Origin of the sequence: Pseudomonas sp. RIT-PI-a, assembly GCF_001187875.1 — a bacterium.
GTDB lineage: Bacteria > Pseudomonadota > Gammaproteobacteria > Pseudomonadales > Pseudomonadaceae > Aquipseudomonas > Aquipseudomonas coleopterorum.
The window spans coordinates 1-17,597 of record NZ_LGIR01000011.1 but is presented as its reverse complement, the minus strand read 5'-3'; the positions used below and the strand labels follow the sequence as shown (position 1 = coordinate 17,597).

The 17,597-nt window shown below is 64.4% G+C and carries 14 protein-coding genes and 1 pseudogene; 11 read left to right on the top strand and 4 right to left on the bottom strand.

Annotated features, from left to right (window positions below; genetic code table 11):
* Positions 1-144 precede the first annotated feature (144 nt).
* From AC788_RS02320 to AC788_RS02285, 8 genes are all read left to right on the top strand, one after another.
* Positions 145-996: a putative selenate ABC transporter substrate-binding protein gene (locus AC788_RS02320; RefSeq protein WP_049859023.1), complete on the top strand. Its 852-nt coding sequence runs from the start codon at positions 145-147 to the stop codon at positions 994-996.
* Complete coding sequence (locus AC788_RS02315) at positions 993-1,790, top strand: phosphonate ABC transporter ATP-binding protein (RefSeq protein WP_049859022.1); 798 nt, start codon at positions 993-995, stop codon at positions 1,788-1,790. Before AC788_RS02320 ends, AC788_RS02315 begins: the two co-directional genes overlap by 4 nt.
* On the top strand, positions 1,784-2,611 hold the full coding sequence (locus AC788_RS02310; protein ID WP_049859021.1) for a PhnE/PtxC family ABC transporter permease: 828 nt from the start codon (positions 1,784-1,786) through the stop codon (positions 2,609-2,611). Before AC788_RS02315 ends, AC788_RS02310 begins: the two co-directional genes overlap by 7 nt.
* Positions 2,608-3,375, top strand: a complete 768-nt coding sequence (gene phnE, locus AC788_RS02305) for a phosphonate ABC transporter, permease protein PhnE (RefSeq protein WP_049859020.1) — start codon at positions 2,608-2,610, stop codon at positions 3,373-3,375. Before AC788_RS02310 ends, phnE begins: the two co-directional genes overlap by 4 nt.
* A gap of 152 nt (positions 3,376-3,527) precedes the next feature.
* Positions 3,528-4,367 (top strand): NAD-dependent epimerase/dehydratase family protein, encoded by an 840-nt coding sequence (locus AC788_RS02300; RefSeq protein ID WP_049859019.1) that lies wholly within the window; start codon positions 3,528-3,530, stop codon positions 4,365-4,367.
* 42 nt (positions 4,368-4,409) lie between these two features.
* Positions 4,410-5,393: a TRAP transporter substrate-binding protein gene (locus tag AC788_RS02295; protein WP_049859018.1), complete on the top strand. Its 984-nt coding sequence runs from the start codon at positions 4,410-4,412 to the stop codon at positions 5,391-5,393.
* Positions 5,394-5,457: 64 nt separating this feature from the next.
* Positions 5,458-5,985 (top strand): TRAP transporter small permease, encoded by a 528-nt coding sequence (locus AC788_RS02290; protein ID WP_049859017.1) that lies wholly within the window; start codon positions 5,458-5,460, stop codon positions 5,983-5,985.
* Positions 5,986-7,266: a TRAP transporter large permease gene (locus tag AC788_RS02285; protein WP_049859016.1), complete on the top strand. Its 1,281-nt coding sequence runs from the start codon at positions 5,986-5,988 to the stop codon at positions 7,264-7,266. It abuts the gene before it with no gap.
* 102 nt (positions 7,267-7,368) lie between these two features.
* Here AC788_RS02285 and galE read toward each other — a convergent pair whose 3' ends face one another.
* The gene (gene galE, locus AC788_RS02280) at positions 7,369-8,448 is read right to left on the bottom strand and encodes a UDP-glucose 4-epimerase GalE (RefSeq protein WP_082223544.1); all 1,080 of its coding nucleotides are present in this window, start codon (positions 8,446-8,448) and stop codon (positions 7,369-7,371) included.
* A 312-nt stretch (positions 8,449-8,760) separates the two neighbouring features.
* Between galE and AC788_RS02275 the strand changes: the two genes are divergently transcribed.
* From AC788_RS02275 to AC788_RS02265, 3 genes are read left to right on the top strand one after another with little or no spacing between them, the layout of a single operon-like run.
* A complete protein-coding gene (locus AC788_RS02275; protein ID WP_082223543.1) occupies positions 8,761-9,930 on the top strand; it encodes a glycosyltransferase family 1 protein in 1,170 nt (389 codons plus the stop codon).
* Positions 9,918-11,129 carry a UDP-galactopyranose mutase gene (gene glf, locus AC788_RS02270; protein WP_049859015.1) on the top strand — a complete coding sequence of 404 codons (1,212 nt, stop codon included), beginning with the start codon at positions 9,918-9,920 and terminating at the stop codon, positions 11,127-11,129. Before AC788_RS02275 ends, glf begins: the two co-directional genes overlap by 13 nt.
* The gene (locus tag AC788_RS02265) at positions 11,126-12,247 is read left to right on the top strand and encodes a beta-glucosidase (RefSeq protein ID WP_442965509.1); all 1,122 of its coding nucleotides are present in this window, start codon (positions 11,126-11,128) and stop codon (positions 12,245-12,247) included. The genes glf and AC788_RS02265 overlap by 4 nt, the downstream gene beginning before the upstream one ends.
* Before the next feature lie 491 nt (positions 12,248-12,738).
* On the opposite strand, the gene AC788_RS22110 is transcribed toward AC788_RS02265, so the two are convergent.
* The 3 genes and pseudogenes from AC788_RS22110 to AC788_RS02255 form a co-directional block, all read right to left on the bottom strand.
* Complete coding sequence (locus AC788_RS22110; RefSeq protein ID WP_442965527.1) at positions 12,739-13,503, bottom strand: methyl-accepting chemotaxis protein; 765 nt, start codon at positions 13,501-13,503, stop codon at positions 12,739-12,741.
* 93 nt (positions 13,504-13,596) lie between these two features.
* Positions 13,597-14,574: pseudogene (locus tag AC788_RS22105) on the bottom strand (HAMP domain-containing protein); the annotation flags it as partial.
* Between the two features lie 141 nt (positions 14,575-14,715).
* A complete protein-coding gene (locus AC788_RS02255) occupies positions 14,716-17,292 on the bottom strand; it encodes a bifunctional diguanylate cyclase/phosphodiesterase (RefSeq protein WP_049859013.1) in 2,577 nt (858 codons plus the stop codon).
* Positions 17,293-17,597 lie beyond the last annotated feature (305 nt).

Below are 17,597 nucleotides of genomic sequence, written 5' to 3'. Positions count from 1 at the left end.
GGCAGCCTTCTCGAGGTCCGGGAAACAGGCTGCGAAGTCTATCAAAGCTGGCCTTTCCTGCAGTGACTCTTATAATCGCGCCACCTCTATCCTTGCGTACCGGGCCTCGCCCGCGCGCCTTGCGCCACCTTTCGGAGACCCATCATGTTCAAGCGCTCCCTGTCACTGGTTGCCGGCTTTGCCTTGTGCGCCAGCGCGGTCACCAGCTTCGCCGCCGACGTTCTGCGGGTGTCCGCCATCCCCGACGAGGCGCCCACCGAACTGCTGCGCAAGTTCAAGCCGCTGGGTGCGTACCTCGAGCAGCAGACCGGCATGAAGGTCGAGTTCGTGCCGGTCGCCGACTACCCGGCGGTGGTCGAGGCGCTGGCCACCGATCGTCTGGACATGGCCTGGCTGGGCGGCTTCACCTTCGTCCAGGTGAACCAGAAAACCGGCAACGCCATTCCCCTGGTGCAGCGTGAGCAGGATGCCCAGTTCACCAGCAAATTCATCACCAGCGACCCGAACGTCAAATCGCTGGCCGACCTCAAGGGCAAGAGCTTTGCCTTTGGCTCGATCTCGTCGACGTCCGGCAGCCTGATGCCGCGCTATTTCATGCTGCAGGACAACATCAAGCCTGAGACCTATTTCAGCCGCGTTGCCTATTCGGGCGCCCATGACGCCACCGCGGCGTGGGTGCAGGCAGGCAAGGTCGATGCCGGCGTGCTCAATGCCAGCGTCTGGCAGAAGCTGGTCGACAGCGGCAAGGTCGACACCAACAAGGTCAAGGTGTTCGCCACCACGCCGACCTACTTCGACTACAACTGGACCGTGCGCGGCACCCTCGACCCGGTGCTGGCGGAAAAGCTCAAGCAGGCGTTCCTTGCCCTCGATCCGGCCAAGCCCGCAGACAAGGCGATCCTCGACCTGCAGGCAGCCAGCCGCTTCATCGCCACCAAGCCTGAGAACTACAAGGGCATCGAGGACGCCGCCCGCGCTGCCGATCTGTTGAAATGACCCTGCGCCTGACGGCCGTCGACCTGCGCCACCGCAACGGGGTGCAGGCCCTGCGCGACGTGCATCTGAACATCGCCGCCGGGGAGCGCGTGGCGATCATCGGCCCGTCGGGCGCCGGCAAGTCCAGCTTGCTGAATGTACTGGCGCCTGCCCGGCCGCCCCGCGCGGGCGGGCCGGCGGTGCTGGGCGGGCAGCCCTGGCAGCGGAGCAGTCGCGCGCGACAGCGCCGGCGGGCGCGCCTCGGTCTGATCCATCAGGCCCCGCCGCTGCCGCCCCGGCAACGGGTGGTCACGGCGGGGCTGGCCGGCGAGCTGGGGCAATGGGGGCGGGGCAAGGGCCTGCTCAACCTCCTGCATCCGGGGGACGTTGCCGGCGCCCGGGCGCTGCTGGCGCGGCTGGACCTGGACGACAAGCTGTTCGCCCAATGCCAGCAGCTGTCGGGCGGGCAATTGCAGCGCGTTGGCATCGCTCGCGCCCTGTACCAACAGCCAGCGCTGTTGCTGGCCGACGAGCCGGTCTCGGCGATGGACCCCAGGCTGGCCCGGCATACCCTGGACCTGCTCTGCCAGCACGCCAGCGAACAGCGCGTCACCTTGGTGGCCAGCCTGCACACGGTGGAGCTGGCATTGGCCTGCTTCCCACGAATCATCGGCGTGCGCGACGGCCGGATCGCCTTCGACCTGAGCGCTGCCGAAGTCACCGCACAGCGCCTGGATGACCTGTATGCCAACGCGCAGCTGAGCCCTGCCCCCACGTCAGCGGACACCGCGACGCCCTGGCTGCCGCGATGCTGAGTCGGCACCAACGCGATCCGGCCGCTCTGCCGCGGCTGCTGCTGGCCGCGCTGGCGGTGCTGTTGCTGTGGCCCGGCATCCGTCTGGCCGAGCTGAACCCAGGCGTGCTGTTCGATCCAGCCGTCAGTCGATCCACCGGTGCCTTCCTGGCCGGTTTCTGGCCGCCGGCCCATGACCAGGACTTTCTGGCGCTGCTGTGGGACGCGACCTCGCAGACCTTGGCCATCGCCACCGCGGGCATGTTTCTGGCGCTGGTGCTTGCGGTGCCCGCCAGCCTGCTCGCCAGCCGAGCCTTGTCGCTGTCGGCGGCCAGCATCGGCGCTCGCCCTGGCTGGCCGGGCACCTGCGTGCGCTGGCCGGTGCGTGGCGTGCTGATCTTTCTGCGCAGCGTGCCGGAGATCGTCTGGGCCCTGCTCTTCGTCCGCGCCGTGGGCCTGGGCCCGACCGCCGGTGTGCTGGCGATTGCCATCACCTACGCGGGGATGCTCGGCAAGGTGTATGCCGAGATCTACGAGTCGATCGATCAACGTCCGGCACAGGCCCTGATGCGTGCGGGCGCCGGGCGCCTGGCCGCGTTCGCCTATGGCACGCTTCCGGCCGCTGCCGCCGAACTGATGTCGTACACCGTATATCGCTGGGAGTGCGCAGTGCGCGCCTCGGTGGTGATGGGCTTCGTTGGCGCCGGTGGGCTGGGCCAACAGATCAACCTGTCGATGCGCATGTTCGCTTCCGCCGAAGTGGCCAGCATCCTGTTGACGTTCATCGTGCTGGTGCTGTTCGCCGACCTGCTCAGCCGGGTGCTGCGAGGGCGTTTCACATGAGGCGCCTGGGCAATGCAGCGCTGGTACTGGCCATCATCCTGGCGGTGGTCGCCTCCTTCGCCTATCTGGGCCTGAACCCATTCAACCTGGGCGATGCCGACAGCCTGGGTCACATGGCCCGTTACGCGGCGCGCTTCCTGTCTCCGGATTTCACCGCCGGACACCTGTGGGCCGTGGGCCATGCCTCACTGGAAACGCTGGCGATGTCGGCGCTGGGCACGTTGCTGGCCGCGATGGCCGCCTTGCTGCTGGCTATTCCCGCCGCCGGCCGATTGGGCTGGCCGATGCAGGGTTTTGCCAAGCTGCTGCTCAATGCCCTGCGAGCAGTACCCGAGCTGGTCTGGGCGGTGCTGATGGTGCTGGCCGCCGGGCTTGGACCCAACGCTGGTACCCTGGCGCTGGCCTTGCACACGGCCGGTGTGCTCGGCCGGCTGTTTGCCGAAGCGCTGGAAAACACCCCGCCCGAACCTGCCAACGCGATCCGCCTGCAGGGCGGCAACGCCTGGCTGGCGTTCTGCTACGGCACCCTGCCCAACCTCTGGCCACAGCTGCTGGCCTATACCCTGTACCGCTGGGAAAACAACATTCGCATGGCCAGCATCCTTGGTTTCGTCGGTGCCGGCGGGCTGGGACAGATGCTTTACGTCAGCCTCAGCCTGTTCCAGGAGGCGCGCGCCAGCACGCTCATTCTGGCCATGCTGCTGCTCGTGCTGGGCGTGGATGCCCTGAGCGGTTGGATGCGCCAGCGCTGGATTCGCCTCTAGACCCTGGCAGTCACCCGCCTGTCGGCAACGGCTGAGCTCACGCGCGGCTTTCGCCATTAGTCGCGTTGACAAGATCGTCAAGAGCTGTCGATAATCCGAACCAAGTCATACGACAACAGATGACAAAAACAATAACGACAAAGGACTCGCTCATGACAGGCATTCACACCGTCCAGAATCCCTTCAATCGCCTTCTCCTGACCGGCGCCGCCGGCGGTCTGGGGAAGGTGCTTCGAGAAAGTCTGAAACCCTTCGCCCGCACCCTGCGGCTCTCCGATATCGTCCCTCTTCCCGCCTCCACCGACACCCGTTCCGATACCTCCGAAGAATTCCAGTTGTGCGATCTCGCCGACAAGCAGGCGGTGCATGAACTGGTACAAGGCGTGGACGCCATCGTGCATTTCGGCGGCGTATCGACGGAGCATGCTTTCGAAGACATCCTCGGCCCCAATATCTGCGGGGTCTTTCACATCTACGAAGCGGCGCGCCGACATGGCGTCAAGCGCGTAGTATTCGCCAGCTCCAATCATGTGATCGGTTTCTACAAGCAGGACGAGACCATCGATGCCCATTCGCCGCGGCGTCCGGACAGCTACTACGGGCTGTCCAAGTCCTACGGCGAGGACCTGGCCACCTTCTACTTCGATCGCTACGGCATCGAAACCGTCAGCATCCGCATCGGCTCCTCGTTCCCCGAGCCGGCCAACCGCCGAATGATGAGCACCTGGCTGAGTTTCGACGACCTGACCCGCCTCATCGAACTGAGCCTGTTCACCCCCAACGTGGGCCACACGGTGGTCTACGGCGCTTCGGCCAACCGCGATGTGTGGTGGGACAACCGCTATGCCGCGCACCTGGGTTTCGCCCCCAAGGACAGCTCGGAAGTGTTCCGCGACAAGATCGACGCGCAACCGATGCCCGCTGCCGACGATCCGGCCATGGTCTATCAGGGTGGCGCCTTTGTCGCTGCCGGACCGTTTGGCGACAACTGAATCCTTTGCGACACCAAAACAACAACAACGCTGGAGTTATCCATGGATTTCAAACGCACGTTACTCGTAGCAGCACTCCCGCTCGCCTTCTGCCTGTCCGGGTTGGCGCAGGCCGCGATCAACATCAAGTTCGCCGAAGTGCACCCGGCCGGTTATCCGCCGGTGGTGGCCGAGCAGGAGATGGGCAAGAAACTCGTAGAACAGAGCAATGGCGAGATCACCTTCAAGATGTTCGCCGGTGGTGTGCTGGGTTCCGAGAAAGAAGTGGTCGAGCAGGTTCAGAGCAACGCTATACAGATGACCCGGGTCAGCCTGGGCATCGTCGGCCCGGTGGTGCCCGACGTGAACGTGTTCAACCTGCCGTTCATCTTCCGTGACCAGGCGCACATGCGCAGCATCATCGACGGTGAAATCGGCCAGGAGATCCTCGACAAGATCACCAATTCCGAATTCAACCTGGTGGCATTGGGCTGGATGGATGGCGGCACCCGCAACCTCTACAGCAAGAAGCCGGTACGTCAGATCAGTGACCTCAAAGGCATGAAGATCCGCGTGCAGGGTAACCCGGTGTTCATCGAAACCATCAATGCTATGGGCGGCAATGGCATCGCCATGGCCACCGGCGAGATCTTCAGCGCCCTGCAGACCGGCGTGATCGACGGCGCGGAGAACAACCCGCCGACCCTGCTCGAACACAACCACTACCAGAACGCCAAGTTCTACACGCTGACCGAGCACCTGATCCTCCCCGAGCCCATCGTGATGGCGAAAGGCACCTGGAACAAGCTCAACCCGGAACAACAGGCGCTGGTGAAGAAGCTCGCCCGCGAAGCGCAGATGGAAGAGCGCGTGCTGTGGGACAAGAAATCCAGCGAGGCGGAAGCCAAGCTCAAGGCCGGTGGCGTGGAGTTCATCACCTTGACGCCAGAGCAGAAGAAAGCCTTCTACGACGCCACCCAACCGGTGCGGGACAAGTACGGCGCGCCGTACAAAGAGCTGATCACCCGCATCGAAGCCGTCAAGTAAGCCTGTCCGTCAACACCAAGGGGGAGCCGGCAGTCGCCCGCTCCCCCGCCGCTGGGTGAGCCTCATGAAAAACACTGTGCTGCGTTTGAACGACTTGCTGTACCGGGTCTGCATCGGGATCGCCGGCTTGTCGGTCCTGACCATGACCCTGATCATTCCATGGGGCATCTTCACCCGCTACGCGCTGGGCAGCGGTTCCAGCTGGCCGGAGCCGGTGGCGATCCTGCTGATGGTGGTGTTCACCTTCTTCGGCGCGGCGGCCAGCTACCGCGCCGGCGCGCACATGGCCGTGGCCATGGCGGTGGAACGCATGCCGGCGCAGGCGCGCCGAGTGGCGGCGGTGGCCGTGCAGATCCTGATGGCGGTGGTCGCGCTGTTCATGATCGTCAAGGGCTTCAAGCTGTGCGCCAACACCTGGAACCAGTACCTGGGTGAGATTCCTTCCCTGCGAGTGGGTATTTCCTACTTGCCCATCCCGCTCGGCGGCATCGTGACCCTGGTGTTTATCCTGGAAAAGCTCTTCCTGGGTGACCAGAGCCACCGCGCCGTGATGCGGTTCGACGTCGTAGAAGCCAGTGAAGGTGCTGCGTAAATGGATGCTCTCATACTGTTGGGCAGCTTCATCGCCCTGATCCTGGTGGGGATGCCGGTCGCCTATGCGCTGGGCCTGTCGGCCTTGATCGGGGCCTGGTGGATCGAGATTCCGGCCGACGCGCTGATGATCCAGATCGCCGGTGGGGTCAACAAGTTCTCGTTGCTGGCCATTCCGTTCTTCGTGCTCGCCGGCGCGATCATGGCCGAGGGCGGCATGTCGCGACGGCTGGTGGCCTTCGCCGGCGTGCTGGTGGGGTTCGTGCGCGGCGGGCTGTCGCTGGTCAACATCGTCGCCTCGACCTTTTTCGGCGCCATCTCCGGCTCGTCCGTGGCCGACACCGCCTCGGTGGGTTCGGTGCTGATTCCGGAAATGGAGCGTGCGGGTTATCCGCGCGATTTCTCCACGGCGGTGACGGTCAGCGGCTCGGTACAGGCTCTGCTCACGCCGCCCAGCCACAACTCGGTGCTGTACTCGCTGGCCGCGGGTGGCTCGGTGTCGATCGCCTCGCTGTTCATGGCCGGGGTCATGCCGGGGCTGTTGCTCAGCGCGGTGATGATGGGCCTGTGCATGATCTTTGCGCGCAAGCGCAACTATCCCAAGGGCGAAGTGATCCCGATGCGCCAGGCGCTGAAGATCGCCGGTGAAGCGCTGTGGGGGCTGATGGCGCTGGTGATCATTCTCGGCGGTATCCTGTCGGGCGTGTTCACCGCGACCGAGTCGGCGGCCATCGCCGTGCTCTGGTCGTTCTTCGTGACCATGTTCATCTACCGCGACTACAAATGGCGCGATCTGCCCAAGCTGATGCATCGGGCGGCACGGACCATTTCCATCGTGATGATTCTGATCGGCTTCGCTGCCAGCTTCGGCTACATCCTGACGCTGATGGAAATCCCGATGAAGATCACCACGGCGTTCCTGACCCTGTCGGACAACCGCTACGTGGTGCTGATGTGCATCAACGTGATGCTGCTGATGCTCGGCACGATCATGGACATGGCGCCGCTGATTCTGATCCTGACGCCGATCCTGCTGCCTGTGGTCGTCAGCGTGGGCGTGGATCCGGTGCATTTCGGCATGATCATGCTGGTCAACCTGGGCATCGGCTTGATCACACCACCGGTGGGCGCGGTGCTGTTCGTCGGTGCGGCGATCGGCAAGGTGACCATCGAGGCCACGGTGAAGGCGTTGCTGCCGTTCTACCTGGCGCTGTTCCTGGTGTTGATGATGGTGACCTACATCCCTGCCATCTCGCTGTGGCTGCCGAGCGTGGTGTTGTAAATCCGATTGCCGCGGTGTGTGCGACACACCGCGGCAGTCCGTCACGCCAAAACCCCTGTAGCAGCGGCGCAAGCCGCGTCGGTGGTGCGTGCGGTCAGGCTGTTATATCGCGGCTAATTCGGACGCGGCTTGCGCCACTGCTACAGGGGTAATGCGCGGGGTGTAAAGGATGGGGCGGTGTTGGGCTGCCAATCGGCACTCCCAACGCCAGGCGTCGCGCAACATGTCGTCCAGGGTGCGTCGGGCCTGCCAGCCCAGTTCACGGCGCGCCTTGTCCGGATCGGCCCAGCACTGGGCAACATCGCCCGCACGCCGGGGCTCGAACACGAGCGGCACAGACACCCCGCACGTGCGCGTGAATGCATCGACCACCTGCAACACCGAATAGCCCTGCCCCGTCCCCAGGTTCCAGACCTGCACCCCGCTGCCCCCTATCAAGGCCTGCAAGGCCAGCCAGTGCCCCTCGGCCAGGTCCATCACATGCACGTAGTCACGCACCCCGGTGCCATCCACCGTGGCGTAGTCGTTGCCATATACGTGGAGCACGTCCCGCTGCCCGCTGGCCACCTGCAGCAGATAAGGCAGCAGGTTGTTCGGCACCTGCGCAGGCGCTTCGCCCAACTCGCCGGAATTGTGCGCACCGATGGGATTGAAATAGCGCAGCAGCCCGACCGACCAGCGCGCATCGGACGCGGCCAGGCTAGTCATGACATTCTCGGCCATCAGTTTGGAAAAACCGTAGGGGTTGGTCGGCAGCCCGGTCGCACAGCATTCGTCGATGGGCTTCCGCGGGCTGTCGCCATAGACCGTCGCCGACGAACTGAAAATGAGGGTAAAGACCCCAGCGGCCGCCATGGCCTGACACAGCGTGATGCTGCCGCCGACATTGCTGTCGTAGTAGCGCAACGGTTCGCGGACGCTTTCGCCGACCGCCTTCAACCCCGCACAGTGAATCACCGCGGTAATGGGAAAGTCGGCGAACAGCGCGTCCAGCTGCGCCCGATTACGCACGTCGCCCAAGACGAAGCGTGCCCGCCGTCCGCCCAGCCTGGCGATGCGTTCCAGGCTGGTGCGCGAGCTGTTGCACAGGTTGTCGAGAATGACCACCGTCTGCCCGTGGCCCAACAACTGCAAAACGACCTGCGCGCCGATATAACCCGTACCGCCTGTGACCAGAATCATCGTCGTCGCTCCCGGCGCCCGCAGGCACACTGGTCAAGATCAAGGGATAGCACCTGCGTGATACGACGACGGGATCAGGCCTATGAAGCTATGCCCTCGGGCCCTCCATGGAGTTCCCATGCAGTGCCGGACGGTCGCTTGGGGAAAGTTGAACGAGCGCAGCTTCGGCAGCGTCCAAACCTTGCCAAAGCACAGATCATGACCTTCCCCACCGGGTCTGTTCATTGCCGCGCACAATCCATACGGGTGGCGTCGAAGCTCAGTCCCTGCTGACTTCAGTCCCGATTCAGGCTCTGAAACAAGGACACCCCCATGAACGATGTGGCGCCCAACGGCTCTACCCCGACTGCTCATTCCCGCGCCCTGCGCGATCCTGCGCCGACCCGCCGGCCGCTCATGCTGTGTCTGTCCCATCTGCGCTGGGGCTTCGTCTACCAGCGCCCACAGCACGTCATGTCACGCCTGGCACAAGGCTATGACGTGCTGTTCTTCGAAGAGCCAGTGTTCGCTGACCATGTCGAGCCGCAGTTGCTCACCAGCCAGCCTGCCCAAGGCGTGACCGTGCTGGTGCCGCAGTTGCCTGCGGGTGTGCCGCACGAACGGGTCATCGCCTTGCAACGTGAACTGCTCGATGCCTACCTGGCCGACCATCGACACGATGAATTGCTGCTGTGGTACCTGACGCCGATGAGCCTGGCGTTCACCGACCACCTGCAGGCCCAGGTGACGATCTTCGATTGCATGGACGAGCTGTCGGCGTTCATGGGTGCGCCACCGGAGCTCATCGAAAGGGAACGTCAACTACTGGCGCGTGCCGACGTGGTGTTCACCGGCGGGCACAGCCTGTGGGAGGCCAAGCGCCACCAACACGCCAACGCCCACGCCATGCCCAGCAGCGTCGACATCGCCCACTTTGCCCAGGCCCGAGAGCTGCTTCCTGATCCGACCGACCAGGCGGCGATCGGCCATCCGCGCCTGGGCTTTTTCGGGGTGATCGACGAGCGCTTCGACATCCAGCTGGTCGATGAACTGGCCCGACAGCGGCCGCAGTGGCAGATCGTGCTGATCGGCCCGGTGGTCAAGATCGACCCGCAGACCCTGCCGCGACGCGCCAACATTCACTACCTGGGCGGCAAGCAGTACAGCGACTTGCCGCGGTATCTGGCTGGCTGGGAAGTCGCTTTGATGCCCTTCGCCATCAATGCCTCCACGCGCTTCATCAGTCCGACCAAGACCCCCGAATACCTCGCCGGTGGACGTCCGGTGGTGTCCACGCCGATCACCGATGTGATCAACGATTACGGTGACAGCGGGGTCGTGACCATTGCCGACACACCGCCTGCCTTCATCGCCGCGGTAGAACATGCCCTGGGCGCCGAGGCACGTGACAGCGTGCTGGCCCAGGCCGATGCAGCATTGAACGGCATGTCGTGGGACAAAACCTGCGCGGCCATGAAGGAGCAGATCGAATGCCTCAGGTAAACATCGAAAGCGCCAGCCGCGGCCCTTCCGCCCATGGCGACGGCCGTCCCTACGACTATGTGGTGGTGGGCGCCGGTTTTGCCGGCAGTGTCATTGCCGAGCGCCTGGCCGAAGGGCTTGGCCTGAACGTGCTGGTGATCGACCGCCGCGAACACATCGGCGGCAACGCCTACGACCACCTGGATGCAGCCGGCGTGATGGTCCACCGCTACGGGCCGCATATCTTTCACACCAATGCCCAGCGCATTGTCGACTATCTGTCGCGCTTCACCCAGTGGCGCCCCTACGAGCACCGAGTGCTGGCCCAGGTCGACGATCATCTGGTGCCGATTCCGATCAACCTCACCACGCTCAACACGCTGTTCGGCCTGCAGATGGATGAGGCTCAGTCCGAACGCTTTCTGGCCGAGCGCGCACAGCCGGTGGAGTGCATCCGTACCTCCGAGGACGTGGTGATCAATCAGATCGGCCAGGAGCTCTACCAGAAGTTCTTCCAGGGCTACACCCGCAAGCAATGGGGCCTGGACCCGTCGCAGCTGGACAAGTCGGTGACCTCGCGCATCCCCACGCGCACCACCGAGGACGACCGCTACTTCACCGACAGCTTCCAGGCCATGCCGCTGGAAGGGTACACACGCATGTTCGAGAACATGCTCGACCACCCACGTATCGACGTGCTGCTGGACACCGATTTCGCCCAGGTTCGCGAGCAGTTGTCCTACGCCCAGCTGATCTACTGCGGCCCGGTGGATGAGTATTTCGGCTTCCGTCTGGGCCGCCTGCCCTACCGTTCGCTGCGCTTCGAGCACAAGACGTTGCAGCAACCCCAGCTGCAAGCGGTGGCCGTGGTCAATTACCCGGACGAAGCGGTGCCCTACACACGGATCACCGAATACAAGCACCTGACCGGGCAGCAACACCCGCAGACCAGCATTACCTACGAATACCCCTGCGCCGACGGCGACCCCTACTACCCCATCCCACGGGCCGAAAACGCCGCGCTGTATCAACGCTACAAGGCGCTGGCGGACGAAACGCCGGGGGTCACCTTTCTCGGGCGACTGGGCACCTACAAGTACTACAACATGGATCAGGTAGTCGGTCAGGCGCTGGCGCTGTACCAGCGAATCGAGCAGGTGGGTGCGCCCGTCCCCGGTGCGACGGCTGCCGTGGAACTGCTCGACGAGCGCGGCGCTTGAGCGCGTGTGGCCTGTTCGACACGTTCATCATGGCCGGTTACGAATGCGCCGCTCAGCGGCGACGCGATGGCGAACGAGTCGATCTCCAGGTCAGCACCGGGCATCAACGCTGGGCGGCTGAAGATTATCGCCAGTTGCGGGTCGATGGTATCGGCTGCGCCCGGGATGGCCTGCGCTGGCACGAGATCGAACGGCGTTCCGGGCACTACGACTGGAGCAGTTTTCTACCCCTGCTGCGCGCGGCGCGTGAGTGCAATCTGCAAGTGGTGTGGGATTTCTGTCATTACGGCTACCCAGACGGACTGGACATCTGGCGGCCGGAATTCGTCGAGCGCTTTGCCCGCTTTGCCGGTGCCGCAGCGCGGCTGATGGTCGATGAGGGTTTCGAGGTGCCCTTTTGCTCCCCGGTCAACGAGATGTCGTTCTGGAGCTGGGCCGGCGGCGACGTCGGCTATTTCAACCCTGGCGCCCATGGTCGCGGGCTGGAGCTCAAGCACCAGTTGGTGCGGGCCAGCATCGAGGCCATCGATGCGATTCGCACGCACGCGCCCCAGGCGCGCTTCGTGCAGTGCGATCCACTGATTCACATCGTGCCCGATTCGCCGCGTGCCGTGGACCAGGAGCGCGCCGAGGGTCATCGGCTGGCGCAGTTCCAGGCCTGGGACATGCTCGCCGGGCGTCAGTGGCCGGGGTTGGGCGGCTGCGAGGGGTATCTGGACATCATCGGCGCCAATTTCTACCCGCAGAACCAGTGGCGACAGAACGGCGAACGGATCCTGCTGGGGCATCCCGAGTTCCGCCCGCTGGCGGGGTTGCTGGCTGAACTGAATCGGCGCTATGGCCGACCCATCCTCTTGGCCGAAACCGGCACCGAGGCGGATGCGCGAGGGCCGTGGCTGGAATACGTGGGTGAACAACTGGCGCTGGCGATTGCGCGTGGCGTCGATGTTCAGGGGCTGTGCTGGTATCCGTTCCTGGACTACCCCGGTTGGGACGATGGCCGCTCCTGCCCCGCCGGTGTGTACGGCGCAGCCGACGGTCAAGGCTCACGGGCGCCCTATCATCCGTTGCGGGTGCAATTGCAAACGCTGGAGCGCCTGCACGGTCGCCGCCCATAACCCACCGCATCCCACCCACAAATCCGCAGCGCCCCCGGACGCGGCTCGCGCCGCTGCTACAGGAATGTCGTATGCCCTCCCAGACGCGTCACGCGGATGTGCGGAACGCGCATGCCGCCCCCGAGCCGCGTCCGGCCACACCGCGCAATACCTGCCGGAACGCATGCCGCCCCCAAGGCACGCACAACCCCTGTAGCAGCGGCGCAAGCCGCGTCCGGCCACACCGCGCAATACCTGCCGGAACGCATGCCGCCCCCAAGGCACGCACAATCCCTGTAGCAGCGGCGCAAGCCGCGTCCGGCCACACCGCGCAATACCTGGCGGAACGCATGCCGCCCCCAAGGCACGCACAACCCCTGTAGCAGCGGCGCAAGCCGCGTCCGGCCACACCGCGCAATACCTGCCGGAACGCATGCCGCCCCCAAGGCACGCACAACCCCTGTAGCAGCGGCGCAAGCCGCGTCCGGCCGCCCTGCGCAATACCTGGCGGATCAGATGCGGAACCCACCCACCAGCTGCTGCAATCGTGCGGCTTCCTGTTCCAGCGCCGTACAGGCGCTCAGGGTGGCTTCCAGGTTACTGACGCCCTGCTGGTTGAGCAGGTTGATCTCGCTGATGTCCAGGTTCAACGTCTCCACCACCGCTGTCTGCTCTTCGGTCGCCGTGGCCACGGACTGGTTCTGGCCATCAATTTCACCGATGCGCTCGGTCACGGTGGTCAGGCGCACGCCGGCCTGCTCGGCGACTACCATGCTGTGGGCACTCTGCCGCTGGCTTTCCTGCATCAACGCCACGGCATCGCGCGAGCCGCCCTGCAGCTCCTCGATCATCTGCTGAATCTGCTGCGCCGAGCTCTGCGTGCGGCTGGCCAGGGAGCGCGCCTCGTCGGCCACCACGGCAAACCCGCGCCCGGCTTCACCGGCGCGCGCCGCTTCGATGGCGGCATTGAGCGCCAGCAGATTGGTCTGTTCGGAAATTCCCCGTATCACGTCGAGGATCTGGCCGATATTGGCCGCCTTGCCGTCCAGCGCATCGATGTGCTCGCAGCTGCTGCCGATCTTCTGCGACAGCGCCTGCATCGCCTGCAGGGCCTCACCCAGCACGCTGCGACCTTCCTGGCTCTGCACACGCGCATCGCTGGCCTGCCCCGACGCATGCGCGGCGTTGCGCGCGATCTCTTCGGCGGCCGCGCCCAACTGGTTGATCGCCGCCGCCACACTCTGGGTGCGCTGCGCCTGCACATCGGACTGCTGCATCGACGACTGTGAAGACTCCAGCACCCGACGCGTGCCTTGGGTCAACTGCTGGGTGCTGTGCGCGACATCGCGAATCGAGCCGTGGACACGTGCCACGAACGAGTTGAACGCCGTGGCCAGCGCGCCGAACTCGTCGCGCGCCTCCACCGGCAGACGCCGGGTCAGATCGCCTTCGCCCTCGGCGATGTCGTCCATCGCGCGAGTGAGCTCGCGCAGCGGTCGCAGCAGGATCTGGATCAGCAATCCGAGCAAGGCGATGATCGCGACCACTGCCACCACCGTGGCGATGATCGCCAGATTGCGCGCCCGGGTCACCGGCGCATAGGCCTTGGCCTCGTCGATCGACAGCCCCAGGTACCATTTCACCGACGGCAGCCCTTCCACAGGCGTGAAGCTGACCAGCCGCTGCGTGCCATTCTGCGGCACCGAACTGAAACCCGGCGCCAGGTTCGGCGTGCCTTCAGTGAACACCTCGGGCAGGCGCTTGAGCACCTGTTCGGGATGACTGCTGACCAGGATCTTGCCTTCCGCATCCACCAGGAAGGCTTCGCCCAGGCCGCCGGCGTTGAGCGAGCTGATGATGGTGACCAGCGTCGACAGGTCCAGATCGCCGCCGACCACACCGGCCATGCGGCCATCGCGCATCAACGGTGTGGCGATGGTGATGCCCAGCTTTTTCGACGAGGCCGACATATAGGGTTCGGTCACGATCATGCCACCGGCCTTGGCCGCCGCCGCATACCACGGCCGCTGGCGCGGATCGTAGCCGGCCGGCAACGGGCCGTGGGGACGCTTGGTGTAGGTGCCATCGACCTCACCCAGGTAGGTGAGGTCGAAGTTGTCGGTGTACAGCTTCTGCTCGAGCAGGCCGGTCAGGCCTTCTGCGCTGCGATCGCGGGCCAGGACCTGAGCCTGGCTGTCGATCAGCTTGATGCGCGCGTCGAGCCAATAGGCAACGTTGCCGGCCGTCACTCGACCGGTTTCGGTCAGCGACGCACGCAGGCTCTGGTCGATGGCCTGGCGTTGCAGGTAGGCATTGAAGCCGGCGAAGGCGGCCAGGGCCGCCGTCACGACCAGAGCGGCGGCCAGCAGGATTTTATGGCTGAATTTCAGGTGTTTGATCAAGGGTCGAATACCGGCAGGAGAGAAGAAGCAGCGTCAACGGATACCGCCGTGCTATCGGCTCGCTTCTGTGCTTCTTGAATGACCCGCTCAGCCCGTTGGCAAACTGATGGAAAGCAGCAGCGCATCGAAGCTGGCACCCTCGAGCGGGCGGCTCAGGTAGTAGCCCTGGCCTTCGTCGCAGGCCACGGAGTCGAGCAACTTGAGATGTTCCAGGGTTTCCACACCTTCGGCGGTTACCGTCAGCGACAAGGCCCGGCCCAGGCCGATCACGGCCTCGACGATGGCCAGGTCTGGTTGGCTGTCACCCAGTCGGCTGACGAAGCTGCGGTCGATCTTGAGCCCATCGAAGGGAAAGGAGCGCAGATAGCTCAACGATGAGTAGCCGGTACCGAAATCATCCATGGTCAGGCGCACGCCCAGTGCCTTGAGGCTGCGCATCAGTATCAGGGCATTGTCGGCGTCTTCCAGCATGACGCTTTCGGTGACCTCCAGTTCAAGCCTGTTCGCCGCCAGCCCGGAGCCCTGCAATGCCGCCTTGACCCGCTCGACCAACTGCCCGCTCTGAAACTCTCTGGACGACACGTTGACCGACACGAACAGTGTTTCGGGCCATTGGCTGGCCTGCCTGCAGGCGGCATCCATCACCCATTCGCCCACGGCAGTGATCAATCCCACCTCCTCGGCGATGGGTATGAACGCATCGGGCGCCAGCAGTCCGCGCTGAGGGTGTTGCCAGCGTACCAGGGCTTCGGCGCCGACCATGCGCCCGTCGGCAATGCGAAAGCGCGGCTGGTATTCCAGACGCAATTCGCCATGTTTGACCGCATAGCGCAAATCGCCTTCCAGGCGGCGCCGCTCGACAATTCGCGCGTTCATGTCACCGTCATAGAAACGCCAGGTACCGCGCCCACTGGTTTTGGCCTCGTACAGCGCGATGTCGGAATAGCGCAACAGTTCGGGCGCATGTGCGGCATCCCCCGGAGACACGGCGATGCCAATGCTGGCGCTGACATGAATTTCCTGCTCGTCGACATCGATCACTTGCTCGATCAAGTCGATCAGCCGTCGGCACAAGGCTTCGATCTCCTGATGCCCGACCATGCCCGACACGACCATGACGAATTCGTCACCGCCGACTCGGGCGACGATGTCCTGGCTGCGCACGCACTGCCTGATGCGGGCGCCGATTTCGTGCAGCACCAGGTCGCCGGTGGCGTGTCCGAGCAGATCGTTGACGGGCTTGAAGCGATCCAGGTCGATGGTCAGCATCACCAAGGGCTGGCTGGCGGCCAGGGCATTTTCGAGGCGGCTTTCCAGATAGTCGCGCAACTGACTGCGATTGGGCAGGCCGGTGAGCACATCGTGGCGCGAGAGGTACTCGACCCGTCGCCGGGCCTCGATCTCCTCGGTAACGTCGGTGGCGGTGCCGCGAAACCCTTGAGTACCGCTGGTGCGTGCGGCAATCCTGGCTGTGCGTTGCTGCAGGTGCTTGTCGACATAGCTGCATTCGGTGACCAGGTTGCTCTGCCCGACATTGCTGCGCAGCCGGTCCAGCAAGGTACCGTCGGGCAGGTCCACGAGTTGGTCCAGCGAAGTTCCCAACCACTGCGCCTTGTCCAGCCCGGTGACAGCTTCGAAACGGTCGGACAGGTAAGTGAGGCGCCCCTCGCAGTCGGCCTCCCAGATCCAGTCGGAGCTGGCCTCGGCGACATCGCGAAAGCGTGACTCGCTCAGCGTCAGCGCCGCCTGGCTGGTGCGCAGCAGTTCGTGACTGCTGTCCAAGGCACGGGCCGCGCGGGTATTGCGGCGCAACATGACCCAGGTCATGCCGAAAATGATCAGCGTCGCCAGAATGATCAGCGGCAGCACCACAATGATCATCTGCCGCCCGGGTCGGGTGGCATCCCACTGCAGATCGAAATGCGTACCGTGCTCGCCCGTCAGTTCTGCGTGAGCGACCGCAGGGTCATCGGCCCGGCCCAGGCGTACTCCGCGCAAACCCATGTTGGCGCCCAGCTCCTCGAGGCGCCGCGGATCGAGTCGGTTGACCACGAGCATGACCGATGGCGGCCGGTCGTCGGTCTGCACGGTAGGGTCGGTACTGGGCGTGATGGCTGCTGCCACGACCAGCGCCGGCGTGCCGGCCAGGCTGGTCAGTGTTGTGAAGACCTTTTCGTCATCGGCGAGCGCGCGGGCTTCGGCCACCCACTCGTCGACAGAGCGCCCCAGCCACTGCGCCGCTGCCACGGTCTCGTAGCGGCCTTCGATCACCGCATAGACCGATCGGCCGCTCGGGCCGATGACAAAAGCCGCTTCATAGCCAAAATCATCGTACAGCGCGGGGCCGAAGTTCTCTCGCACGAAGGCCCACTCCATGTCGACCTTAAGGTGCAGATGCCGATACGCCTCACCCCAGAACGAGTAATCCTTGATGGTCAGTTGCAGGAGCCGGCGTTCGGCCTCGATGCTTTTCTGTATCAGTGACTGCCCTTGGGCCTGCTCTGCACGATCCAGGCCGTGGGCGAAATACAGTGACAGCGAGACCGCCAGCGCGAAGACCACGGCAAGGCTGGCACAGAACGTGACCAACGACGCCTGTGCCAGGGAAGTGCTGCTCGCTGGCTGTGCAGGCGAGGCAGGAGAGGTGAAGCTGGACTTGAGCATGGATGGCCTGGAGAAGAGTACTGCGCAGCTGATACGGGGTGTATCGGCCGCCCTCGAGCTTCCATGAACACAGGGACGCTTCAGGAGAAGCGCTTTCTGTGAAACCTGCTCTTTGTAGGCTCAGCTTTCCTGTGGACTCAGCTTTTCTGTGGGAGCAGCTTTTCTGTGGGAGCAGCTTTTCTGTGGGAGCAGCTTTTCTGTGGGAGCGGGCTCCCACAAAGAGCCCGCTCCCACAGAAAGAGGCCTGTCCCACAGAAAGAGGCCTATCCCACAACGAGCCCTACCCCACCCGCCCCCTGCCGAAC

Excerpts from the sequence above, each read along its gene's own strand:
- AC788_RS02320 (WP_049859023.1), top strand. The coding sequence starts at position 145 with ATGTTCAAGCGCTCCCTGTCACTGGTTGCCGGCTTTGCCTTGTGCGCC.
- AC788_RS02315 (WP_049859022.1), top strand. The coding sequence starts at position 993 with ATGACCCTGCGCCTGACGGCCGTCGACCTGCGCCACCGCAACGGGGTG.
- AC788_RS02310 (WP_049859021.1), top strand. The coding sequence starts at position 1,784 with ATGCTGAGTCGGCACCAACGCGATCCGGCCGCTCTGCCGCGGCTGCTG.
- phnE (WP_049859020.1), top strand. The coding sequence starts at position 2,608 with ATGAGGCGCCTGGGCAATGCAGCGCTGGTACTGGCCATCATCCTGGCG.
- AC788_RS02300 (WP_049859019.1), top strand. The coding sequence starts at position 3,528 with ATGACAGGCATTCACACCGTCCAGAATCCCTTCAATCGCCTTCTCCTG.
- AC788_RS02295 (WP_049859018.1), top strand. The coding sequence starts at position 4,410 with ATGGATTTCAAACGCACGTTACTCGTAGCAGCACTCCCGCTCGCCTTC.
- AC788_RS02290 (WP_049859017.1), top strand. The coding sequence starts at position 5,458 with ATGAAAAACACTGTGCTGCGTTTGAACGACTTGCTGTACCGGGTCTGC.
- AC788_RS02285 (WP_049859016.1), top strand. The coding sequence starts at position 5,986 with ATGGATGCTCTCATACTGTTGGGCAGCTTCATCGCCCTGATCCTGGTG.
- galE (WP_082223544.1), bottom strand. The coding sequence starts at position 8,448 with ATGATTCTGGTCACAGGCGGTACGGGTTATATCGGCGCGCAGGTCGTT.
- AC788_RS02275 (WP_082223543.1), top strand. The coding sequence starts at position 8,761 with ATGAACGATGTGGCGCCCAACGGCTCTACCCCGACTGCTCATTCCCGC.
- glf (WP_049859015.1), top strand. The coding sequence starts at position 9,918 with ATGCCTCAGGTAAACATCGAAAGCGCCAGCCGCGGCCCTTCCGCCCAT.
- AC788_RS22110 (WP_442965527.1), bottom strand. The coding sequence starts at position 13,503 with ATGCAGCAGTCCGATGTGCAGGCGCAGCGCACCCAGAGTGTGGCGGCG.
- AC788_RS02255 (WP_049859013.1), bottom strand. The coding sequence starts at position 17,292 with ATGCTCAAGTCCAGCTTCACCTCTCCTGCCTCGCCTGCACAGCCAGCG.